At 26.5% G+C, this 11,244-nt stretch carries 9 protein-coding genes; all 9 read right to left on the reverse strand.

Annotation, left to right across the window (positions count from 1 at the left end; translation table 11 throughout):
* Window positions 1-147 precede the first annotated feature (147 nt).
* Entirely contained in the window at window positions 148-1,071 is a 924-nt protein-coding gene (locus AS160_RS01515; RefSeq protein WP_165144224.1) for a tyrosine-type recombinase/integrase, read from the reverse strand.
* A complete protein-coding gene (locus AS160_RS01520; protein WP_165144225.1) occupies window positions 1,062-3,404 on the reverse strand; it encodes an ATP-binding protein in 2,343 nt (780 codons plus the stop codon). Before AS160_RS01520 ends, AS160_RS01515 begins: the two co-directional genes overlap by 10 nt.
* A gap of 66 nt (window positions 3,405-3,470) precedes the next feature.
* Window positions 3,471-4,370, reverse strand: a complete 900-nt coding sequence (gene era, locus AS160_RS01525) for a GTPase Era (RefSeq protein ID WP_165144226.1) — start codon at window positions 4,368-4,370, stop codon at window positions 3,471-3,473.
* On the reverse strand, window positions 4,367-5,482 hold the full coding sequence (locus AS160_RS01530) for a TM0106 family RecB-like putative nuclease (protein ID WP_165144227.1): 1,116 nt from the start codon (window positions 5,480-5,482) through the stop codon (window positions 4,367-4,369). The genes era and AS160_RS01530 overlap by 4 nt, the downstream gene beginning before the upstream one ends.
* A 51-nt stretch (window positions 5,483-5,533) precedes the next feature.
* A complete protein-coding gene (glyS, locus tag AS160_RS01535) occupies window positions 5,534-7,567 on the reverse strand; it encodes a glycine--tRNA ligase subunit beta (RefSeq protein ID WP_165144228.1) in 2,034 nt (677 codons plus the stop codon).
* Window positions 7,564-8,418 (reverse strand): glycine--tRNA ligase subunit alpha, encoded by an 855-nt coding sequence (locus AS160_RS01540; RefSeq protein ID WP_165144229.1) that lies wholly within the window; start codon window positions 8,416-8,418, stop codon window positions 7,564-7,566. The genes glyS and AS160_RS01540 overlap by 4 nt, the downstream gene beginning before the upstream one ends.
* Window positions 8,419-8,430: 12 nt before the next feature.
* Window positions 8,431-10,068: a DAK2 domain-containing protein gene (locus AS160_RS01545; protein WP_165144230.1), complete on the reverse strand. Its 1,638-nt coding sequence runs from the start codon at window positions 10,066-10,068 to the stop codon at window positions 8,431-8,433.
* 13 nt (window positions 10,069-10,081) lie between these two features.
* Window positions 10,082-10,423, reverse strand: a complete 342-nt coding sequence (locus AS160_RS01550) for an Asp23/Gls24 family envelope stress response protein (protein WP_165144231.1) — start codon at window positions 10,421-10,423, stop codon at window positions 10,082-10,084.
* 16 nt (window positions 10,424-10,439) lie between these two features.
* Complete coding sequence (amrB, locus tag AS160_RS01555; RefSeq protein ID WP_165144232.1) at window positions 10,440-11,243, reverse strand: AmmeMemoRadiSam system protein B; 804 nt, start codon at window positions 11,241-11,243, stop codon at window positions 10,440-10,442.
* Window position 11,244: the final 1 nt, after the last annotated feature.

The raw sequence follows: 11,244 nt of genomic DNA on the forward strand, positions 1-11,244 counted from the left end.
TCCTTCCACTGGCTTTCGCCCGCGTCCGAGTATATATATTACCACCTTTTCTCCACTTTGTCAACTTACATCTTCGTTAATTTTGTTAATTAATAGTGAATTGATTTGTAAAAAAAGTATTTATATGATCTATAATAAACTTTATACCTATTTTTTATCAAATTCAATTAATTCATCTGCATCAAGAGAAATTGATGTTGCTTCATGAAAATAAATTTGTGTAGTTGCAATATTTTTGTGACCAGCTATTTGTTTTGCTGCTTCTATTCCATGATTAATAGCAATTTTAGTTATAACTGTATGTCTAAATGAATGTGCTGATAATTTTTTATCTCCTCTAAAATCCTTTAATCCTAGTTCGTTAAAATATTTATCTATTATCATTTGGACTGCTCTTTCAGATAATGCCTTACCATATGAATTTGGAGATAATGATATAAATAACGGTTCATTAGGTTTATATTTTTTTCTTTCCTTTAAATAATCATTAATTGCATTGTATACATCTTTATGTAAGGATATTACAGAATCTTTTTCAACGTGACCTTTTGATTTATAATGAAGTAATACTTTATTATTTCTTTTTACTATATCTTTTATTCTAATATTTATCAAAGAATAAATTCTTATTCCTGTATATGCTAATGTTTTTACTATAGCCAAATCCCTTTTACCTGCTAAAGTTGAAGTATCTATTATTTTAAATATCTCTAAAATCTCTTCATCGCTTAAAATATCTTTTCTATGTCCAAATGGTCTTTTGGCACCTTTAATATTTTGAGCAATATTTTTATACAACCCTTTATCTTCCAAAAATGCAAAAAAACGCCTAACTCCAGATAAATACAAATTTACTGTATATGGGCTTTTATCTTTTAATAATTTAGTTTTCCACACCTTAATCGTTTTAGGTGTGGGTTTTGATATATTATTTTGTCTAAGATAATTTAAAAAATATTTTATTGATTTTGTATATTGTTTTTTTGTCACATCTTTTACATCATCTAATTCTTCAAGAAATTCCAATAGAATTTCATCAAATTTATTTATCTCTTTTCTTTCTATTTCCATGGCCAAAACCTCTTTTTAGGATGTGTTTTCTTTAAATTACTAATTCCTTCAATTACTAAATAATTTACATTATCTTTGTGATCATCAACTTCTCTAGCCTTTTTATCAGTCATAATTTCTATTGCTTCATCTACATTCTTTACTGCATATATATGAAATTTTTCATCTTTAATTGCCTCTTCTATCTCATTATTTAAAACTAAATTAGAAATATTTTGGTGTGGTATTATAACACCTTGAGACCCTGTAAAACCTTGTATTTTACAAACATTGTAAAATCCTTCTACTTTCTCTATTATTCCTCCTACAGGCTGTATATTCCCATGTTGATCAATAGAGCCCGTTACTGCAATATATTGTTTTAATGGAACATTTGAAATAGCAGAAATTAATGCTAAAACTTCCGCTAAGGACGCACTATCCCCTTCTAACATAGAGTATACTTGCTCAAAACTAATTGAAGCAGAAAATGTCATATGATCATCTAGATGGTATTTAGAATAAAAATAATTTTCTATTATCATCGTGGATTTTCTATGTATTCTACCACTTAAATCAGAATCTCTTTGAATATCAATTAACCCCGATTGTTTAGCCGCAAATACCTTAGCTGTAATTTTTACTGGTATTCCAAATGAATACGAATCCATATCCATTACAGTAAGTCCATTTATTTGACCAATTTTTTCTCCTTTGGTTTCTAAAATTAATTTTCCCTCTTTAATTGATTCTAAGATTTTATCTCTATATAATGAAAACATATTTTCATGCTTTATTATAGCCTCTTTTACTGAATTAGCATCAACATATGGAATGGTATCGCTATACATTTCTGATATATAGTTAGCTTCAATTATAATATTTTTTAACCATCCAAATTTAGCAGATAATTTATTATTTTTTCCACTTAATCTACAAGAGTATTTAATTAACTCTTCTATTGCTTTTTTGGTAAAATCCTTTAAATTATTTTCTTTTATAATATTTTTTACAAACATTGCAAAATATTCCGCTTTATCTATATCTATTTCTGTATCAAATGGTACTTTAATATTGAATAATTTTTTAAAATCCGGGTCATACTCATATAATAATTCATACATCCATTCTTCTCCAATTAAGATAACTTTAATATCTAATGGTATTGGATCTGGTTCTAATGTATGTACAATATTTAATCCTAATTTGCCTTCTAAATTTTCTATTTTAATTTCTTGATTCATTAATGCATTTTTTAATGCATCCCATACATACGGATTTTTCATTACTTTTTCTGCATCTAAAATTAAATACCCACCATTAGCTTTATGCAATAATCCTGGTTTTATCATTGTAAAATCCGTCTTTAATATTCCCATTTGAGAAATATATTCTATTTTACCTATTAAATTAGAATATGTTGGATCGGTAGCCTCAACAACTGGAGCTCCAGTTGTTGAAGAATTATCTACTATAATATTTATTGAATAAATTTTCCTATAATATTTCAATGCATTTTCATCGGAAAGTATTTCAGGAAAATTTTCAGAAATATCATTTTTTATTTCATTTAAATAATCAACTATATCAGAATTATTATATCTTTTTATAATTCCTTCAAATATACTTGATATTGTAAATAATGCCCAATATTTCTCTAAATTTCTCAATTGTTCTCTATAATTTTTATCTAATTCAGTTATTTTAACCATGTTTTTTTCCATTAATTGTCTTAAAATTGGTGTTTTCTCTTCATATTTATTTCTCACTTCTTCTGGTAATTTATCATATTCTTCATCTGTTAATTCTTTCCCCTCATATACTGGAACTGTAACTGCTCCATTAGAAGTAAATTGAAGTTTAAAGCCTAATTCTTCAACTTTCACTTTTAATTCTTCCCAAACTTTTTTTCTTTCATTTATATATTCCTGTTCTAATTGTGTTCTTTTTTGAGAAAAATCTTCTCCTTCAATTCCCTTTTTTAACGCATTAAAGGACATTTCAATTGTTTCTTCTAAATCTTTTTTGAATTTAATAGCCTCTCCAGAGTTTAATGAAATAGCTTTAGGTTTCATTGGATCTTTAAAATTATATACATATATATAATCTTTAGGGGATTTTTGATTTATAGTATATTTTGATAATATATTTCTAGCAAAGGTTCTTCTACCTGTATTTACAGGACCAGTAATAAATATATTATGGGTTTTTTGATTTATCTCTAATCCCAACAACATGGCATCATATGCTCTTTCCTGACCTATATAACCTTCTATAGGTTCTATATTTTCTGTATTTTCAAAATTTAAAGTAGGTATTTTTATTTTAAATTCCTCTATTTTTAATTTCATCATATCACCACCCCAATTAAATTATATCAAAAAATTAATATAAAAAATAAACCGGAAAATTCCGGTTTATCATTCTAAATCATCTCTTAATCCTATTGTATTCATAATTATAGAATCTTTTTGTCTCCATTTATCCTTAACCTTTACATATAAATCCAAATATACCTTATCATCTAATATTGCCTCTAATTCTTTTCTAGCTAGCATTCCAATTTTCTTTATCATTCTTCCTTTTTGACCAATAATAATTCCTTTTTGTGATTGTCTTTCAACATATATTTCTGCTCTAATATATATTAAATCTTCCTTATCTGTTATTTCTTCTACAATAACTGCAGTTGAATGAGGAATTTCTTCAGAGGTTAAATGAAAAATCTTTTCACGAATTATTTCTGAAATCATAAAAGCTAAAGGTCTATCTGTTGTCATATCTTCAGGATAGTATTGGGGACCCTCAGGTAATACTTCTATAATTTTTTCTAATAGTTCAGATAAGTTTTCTCCTGTTAAAGCAGATATTTTAAACTCTGCTATTATATTATCATCATTAAGTACCGTTTTTATCCTATTTTCAGCTTCTTGGATTTGTCGGGGAGTAGCTGCATCTATTTTATTAATAACTAAAATAGTTGGTATATTAGATTCTTTTATAATTTTAGCTATGTTTAAATCCGATTCTCTCACCATATCAATGGGATCAATTAAAAATAATATTAGATCCTGTCCTTTTAAAGCATTTACTGCTATTTTTACCATATATTCACCGAACTTATGCAATGGTTTGTGAATACCTGGCGTATCAACCAAAACTATTTGAGCTTCCGGAGTTGTTAATACACAATTAATCCTATTTCTTGTTGTTTGTGGTTTATCTGAAACTATAACCACTTTCCTTTTCAGTAATGCATTAATTAATGTAGATTTACCAACATTTGGCTTTCCCGCAACAGCTACAAAACCACTTTTCATTTCATCAACTCCCTTAAATTTTCCAATACAGTAGATGTTGCTCTACAATCATCTTCATTATACATAAGAATCTTTTCTAAACTATCTTTATTACCTCTTAAATAATTTTTATATTCTATAAATATCGCATAACCATTTAAATCAGTTCGCCAATTATACCCGAAATATTTACTAATATCTTTAAGTGAATATGATGTAACTGGTAAAGCTATATTTTTTTGTATTTTCTCATATAAATCATATGATCTATCTTCAATCTTATACAAATACTTATACAAATGAGAAATATTTTTTGTTATCATTTGCAATCTTTTTATATCATATACATCATAATGAACAATTATTTCTTTTCTTGAATCTATAAACTTTAAAAATGTTTCAAGAGCATCATCTGTATTATGTAAATTAAGAAATGGTTTATATTTATTATTCATTAAAATCCCATGTAAAAAATCTATATCTCTATATGTTTCAACATCATATACTATATAATTTTTTGGAATATCAAATTTATTAATAATTATAACTTCATTATTCAATAATGCTTTTAAATTATATAATGGTTTTCTAAATTGTGGCGGAACCTGCTCAATCTTATTAACTGCATTAAATGGATTTATATTCAAATCTTTTAATAAGTTTAAATAGCTTTTTGAAATACCTGGTACAATAGAGATATCTCCATTTTTTAGTAATTCATTATGACATTCATTTTTAATATTACAAAATTTACAATAATTACCTGGAATTTTTTGTTTATTAATTTTAAATAACTCAACTTCTTTTTTAAATAAAGGAATTTTCCTCATTATCCAACGTTCTGAAAAATATTGAATTTTATTATCTAAATTTACTTCTACACCTCTAACTTCTTTGCCATTTTCTTTAAAGTATAAATATGCAGTGATTATATGATAGATATGACTTAAATTTAATTTTCTAGATTCTCTATTTATTTTTATTGATTTCCTTTTTGAATCATATCCATCATAACTAGCTATAACATCAACATCATTATATTTATATGTAATATATTTTGTTGGTCTTTTATATATTGGTTCAAAATAATGACATTTTTTTACGTTTCTATAATTTAATAAATCCATTTTCATTTTTCCAGCTCCGCTTCTAATACAAGTTAAAATAATATTAACTATAAATAATTAACTATATAACTTTGTTATATCTCCAAATTCTAAAAATAAATTTGCTATATTTTTTAAGAAACTTAATCTATTAATTCTTATACTTTCATCTTCATCCATTACAAAAACATTATCAAAATAATTATCTATATCATCTTTTAATTTTAATAATTCAGCTATAGCACCATCATAATCTAAATGTTCAATTTTTTCTTCCATTTTATTTTTTACTGTTAAATATGCATCGAATAATTCTTTTTCCGCATCTTCTTTAAATAGTCTTCCATCATAATCTAAAGAATTATGATTTTTAGATATGTTTTGTACTCTTTGGAATGTTTTAATAAACACTTTAAAATCTTCAGAATTAACAACTTTATTCAACGCTTTAGCTGATAATAATGCTCTTAATGGCTTGTTCCAATTTAATGTAACGGTATTAATTACATCAGACACAATATTTTTCTTTGCTAAATAAGTTTCAAATCTATTTTTGAAAAATTCTGAAATTTCATTTTCAAGATATTCAACTTTTATAATTTCTGAAATTTTCTTCATTATTTCATTTAAATCAATATCCCAATTATTTTCAACAATAATCCTTAAAACACCATATGCTTTTCTTCTTAAAGCAAATGGATCTTTAGAACCTGTTGGTATCTTATTTATACCAAAAAATCCTACTATATCAAATAATTTATCTGCTAAAGATACTATCAAAGCATTTAAATCAGTAGGCAAATCATCATTTTCTTCAACGGGCTTATAATGTTCCTCTGGAACTGTGTATATATCTTCAGAATAATTATGATGTTTTAAGTAAATTCTACCCATAATTCCCTGTAATTCAGGGAATTCATATACAATATGTGTAGGTATATCTACTTTTGATAATTCTGCAGCTTTTTCTAAATTTTCATTATTATATTTTAATGAATTAGCTAACTCTTTAGAAATTTCTTTTAACGAATTTACCTTATCCAAATATGTTCCTAATCCTGCTTGATATATAATTTCATTTAATTTGTTTAAATAAAAATCTTCTTTAGTATTTAAATCTTCATCATAATAGAATTTTGCATCATCAAGTCTAGCATTAATTACTCTAGAATATCCATTTGTAACATTTTTTGCTTCACTTAATCCATCTTGAAAAGCAACATAATAATTTGATATTTTATCATCTTTTTTAGCTACAAAACTTCTTTGATGATGTTTAACAGTAATTTTTATAACTTCTTCTGGTAATGTTAAATATTTTTCATCAAATTCTCCAATAACAGCACTTGGATATTCTGTTAATTGAGTTATTTCATTAATCAAATCATTATCTTTTTCAACTTCTAAACCATTATTAATTGCAATATTTTCTAATTCTTTTATAACTCTTTCTTTTCTCTCGTTGTAATCTGCAATTACAAAATTTTCTCTTAAAATATCAAAATATTGATCTGGATGTGCTATAGATATTTCTCCACTTGATAAAAACCTATGGCCAAATGTTTTTCTAGAAGAATTAATTCCAAATAATTCAAAATCTACTATATCATAATCTAATAATGCAACAATCCAATGAACTGGTCTAATAAATTCATAATCACCATTTCCCCATCTCATTGGTTTTTTAAATTTAACTTTTTTTATAATTTCTGGATATATTTCTGCTAAGGTTTCAGAAATCTTTTTCCCTTCTTTTTTTATCTTTGCAAAAATATATGTATTTCCTTTTACATCTTTTTCTATTATTTGATATATTTCACCTTTTAAGGAACTTAAAAAACCTTGATATGGTTTTGTTGGATTTCCTTCCTCATCAAAACAAACCTTTTTTGCAGGACCTTTTCTTTCTAATTCTCTATCTGGTTCTTTTTCGGGTAATCCTTCGAGTAATACACCAAATCTTCTAGGAGCAATAAATACTTGCAATCTAGAATATGGTATATTTCTATTTTTTAATTCTTCTTCTAAATATGTATGTAATTGTGTTATTATATTTTCATATTCACTTGAAGGTAATTCCTCTACGCCTATTTCTAATAATGATTTTATCATTTATCTTCGCCCCCAATCTCATCTAAATATGTGTGGGCAGTTTTCCTTGCCATATCTCTAATTAATAATATATACTTTTGCCTTTCATTAACACTTATAGCATTCCTTGCATCTAATAAGTTAAATGTATGTGCTGCTTTTACTAAATAATCATATGCAGGCAAATACAATTTCTCTTCTATTAATGTTTCAAATTCATTCTTATATGTTTCAAACAAATTATATAATGTTTGTATATTAGCTTTTTCAAAATTAAAAATAGAGAATTGTTTTTCATTTTCTTTAAATATTTTTCCATATGGAACGTATTTATTCCACATTGTTTCATATACATTATCCTTACCTTGTAAATACATAGCCAATCTCTCAATACCATATGTAATCTCTAATGATATGGGTTTTAATGATATTCCACCCATTTGTTGGAAATATGTAAATTGTGTTATTTCCATTCCATCTAACCATACTTCCCATCCAATTCCCCAAGCACCTAATGTTGGTGATTCCCAATTATCTTCAACAAATCTTATATCATGTTCTAATGGATCTATCCCAATAGCCTTTAGAGATTCAATATACAATTCTTGTGAGTTTTTGGGTGATGGTTTTAAAATAACTTGATATTGATGGAACCTTTGCATTCTATTTGGATTCTCGCCATATCTTCCATCAGTAGGTCTTCTACTAGGTTGAACAAAAGCAACATTGTATGGCTCTTTTCCTAATGTTCTAAAAAAAGTGGATGGGTGATATGTTCCTGCACCCATTTCCATATCATATGGTTGATCTATTACACAACCATAATCCGCCCAAAAAGAATCTAATTTTAATATTAAATCTTGTATATACAAGTTTATTCCTCCCTATTCCAATGAAATTAATAATGGATAATGCGGTTGCCCACCATCGTGAATCTCTACTTCTAGATCAGGATATTTTTCCATTAATTCATTAGCTATTAACTCTGCTGTTTTTCCTTCTATATCTTGTCCATAGAAGATAGTCATTATTTCAAAGCCACGATCAATCTCTTCTTCTAATACTTTTACAACAATTTCATTTAAATCAAATCCATGCGCCTTTAATTCTTTACCAACAAATACCAAATATTCATCTTTCTTTATTTTCTCTTCAGCTATTTCAGAATCCCTTATTGCATATGTAACTTGTATAGGAACTATACCCGAGATTTCGGACTCAATAGCCTCTTTTAACTCTTCATATTCCATATTATCATCAAAAGCTAATAATGCTGATATACCTTCTTGAACATATTTTGTTTTAATTACTAATATTTCTTTATCTTTAACCATATCCGCAACTTTTTCTGCTGTTAAAATAATATTTGGATTATTCGGTAAAATTAATATTTTTTTCTGTGGTAATGTTTCAATAGCGTCCATAAAATCTTTAACACTAGGATTCATTGTTTGACCACCATATATAACCTTATCTACACCTAAGCTTTTAAATATTTTTGTTAAACCTTCTCCCGGTGATACTGTTATAATTCCCCAATTTTCATTATTTGATTCATATTCTTCATATTCTTCTTTGGTGCTTTCAACAACATGCTCATGTTGAACCTTCATATTATCAACTTTTATTTTATACAATTCTCCATAATTTATAAACTCTTCGAATACTTTTCCCGGTCTATTAGTATGTACATGTGTTTTTAAATATTCTCCTTGATGAACTAAAACTATAGAATCACCCAATTCTTCTAAAAATGCTCTAATTTTATTTAAATCGTCTTTTGAAATATCTGGATTGTTAAGTTTTAAAACACATTCAGTACAATATTGAAATTTTATCTCTTCATAGGCTATTTCCCTTATTTCTTCTGGTGATGCTGATTCAATTTGTTTAAGGTTAACCTCTGTCTCTCCTTTAATCGCATCTCTAAACCCTTTTACAATATAACTTAATCCCTTTGCACCAGCATCAACTACATTTGCATCTCTTAATTTCTTTAAATATTTAGGTGTTTCTTCAACTATTTCTTCTGAAATTTCATACAATTTATCTAAAAATTCTTCAAAATCCTCAATATCATTTAATTCTTTTTCTGCTCTATCTGCTAATTTTCTAATTAATGTAAGCATAGTTCCTTCAACTGGTTTTATAACAGCATGATATGCAACTTCTTTAGCCTTTTTTAATGCTTCAATAAAATCTTTTGTTGTTACTGTTTTTTTATTTTCCAATACCTCAGTAAATCCCCTAAATATTTGAGATAAAATAACACCAGAATTACCCCTAGCTCCCATTAATATTCCATCTCTCATATTTTTCATTACATCTTTAATACTATCCTTATTCTTAACCTTATCTAACCATTCACATGCTTCTAACATTCCAGAACTCATATTAGATCCTGTATCTCCATCTGGAACAGGAAAAACATTTAAAGTATTTATCTCATCCTTATTTACTAATAATGTTTCTGCAGCCTTTTTGAATGCGATATAAAAGTCTTTACCTTTTAATTCTGTCATTTCATTCACCTCTTTATGATTTTATTCCTACGACTTTTACATTAACAACTACATCGACATCCCCCAAGGCCTCTTTTATCCTATGATATACATTCTCTTGTGCATTAGCAGCAACTCTTTTTAAAGGCAAACCATATTCCATATAAATATATAGGTTTATCACCACTTTATTATCTTCTTCAATAACTTCTACACCTTTTTCTTGAGGTTTTTGAAGCATAGCTGTTAGTTTATTTAAAAAACCACCTTTTCCTATATCTACAGTACCATATGATTCAAGTGCTGCTCTATATACTATTTCATTAAATACTTCTGGTTTAATGGTAACAACACCAAGTTCTGTTTCTATTATCATAATAACACCTCCAATTTTATTTTTCTAATATTGCGGATAAATAACCAACAGTTCTTTCATATTCTCCAAAAGCTTCAGCGCTTGTTGTATGATTTAATATATTTATTTTTAAAAAGTTCATAGATAATAATGTATTTATACATCCGTATCCACAAGCTGAAATATTATATTTATATATATATTCATATAATTTTTCTGAATTTTTTTCTTTAATAGCTTCTATAATTAATTCTCCTTTTTTCATTGTAATATTATGATTTTCATAATGATTTAAATCACTAGAAGCAATTATAACAGTTCCATCATCAATTATTTCATTTAACACCTTTGCTAAATTTTTAGTTGTTTCTAAACTTTGATCACTTAATATAATGGGAATAATTTTAAATATGTTACCATATAAATATTGTAAAAATGGTAATTGTACTTCTATAGAATGTTCAAATCTATGAGCGGAGAAATCTCCAGATATTCCTAGTTTTTCAATTAACTCATTTGTTTTATCATCTATTTCTAATTCTCCCAATGGTGTAACCCATGTACCTTCTGGATAAACAGAAATATTTGGACCTATACCTGTATGATTAGGTCCAATAATTATCGCTCTTTTTATATTCCCCTTCTTATATAATTCAGAATAAGCATATGCTGCTGTTTTTCCAGAAAATATATATCCGGCATGTGGAGAAATTATTCCAGTTGGATTAATATATTCTTCTTTTCTTTCTCCTAAATCTCTAAAAAATCCATCTAAAATTTTAATCAATTCATTCTTATCTGATGGATAAAAAGAACCTGATACAACAGGATATCGAGTCATT

The sequence above is a fragment of the Marinitoga sp. 38H-ov genome (assembly GCF_011057715.1).
GTDB lineage: Bacteria > Thermotogota > Thermotogae > Petrotogales > Petrotogaceae > Marinitoga.

Excerpts from the sequence above, each read along its gene's own strand:
- AS160_RS01550 (WP_165144231.1), bottom strand. The coding sequence starts at position 10,423 with ATGATAATAGAAACAGAACTTGGTGTTGTTACCATTAAACCAGAAGTA.
- glyS (WP_165144228.1), bottom strand. The coding sequence starts at position 7,567 with ATGATAAAATCATTATTAGAAATAGGCGTAGAGGAATTACCTTCAAGT.
- era (WP_165144226.1), bottom strand. The coding sequence starts at position 4,370 with ATGAAAAGTGGTTTTGTAGCTGTTGCGGGAAAGCCAAATGTTGGTAAA.
- AS160_RS01530 (WP_165144227.1), bottom strand. The coding sequence starts at position 5,482 with ATGAAAATGGATTTATTAAATTATAGAAACGTAAAAAAATGTCATTAT.
- AS160_RS01515 (WP_165144224.1), bottom strand. The coding sequence starts at position 1,071 with ATGGAAATAGAAAGAAAAGAGATAAATAAATTTGATGAAATTCTATTG.
- amrB (WP_165144232.1), bottom strand. The coding sequence starts at position 11,243 with ATGACTCGATATCCTGTTGTATCAGGTTCTTTTTATCCATCAGATAAG.
- AS160_RS01520 (WP_165144225.1), bottom strand. The coding sequence starts at position 3,404 with ATGATGAAATTAAAAATAGAGGAATTTAAAATAAAAATACCTACTTTA.
- AS160_RS01545 (WP_165144230.1), bottom strand. The coding sequence starts at position 10,068 with ATGACAGAATTAAAAGGTAAAGACTTTTATATCGCATTCAAAAAGGCT.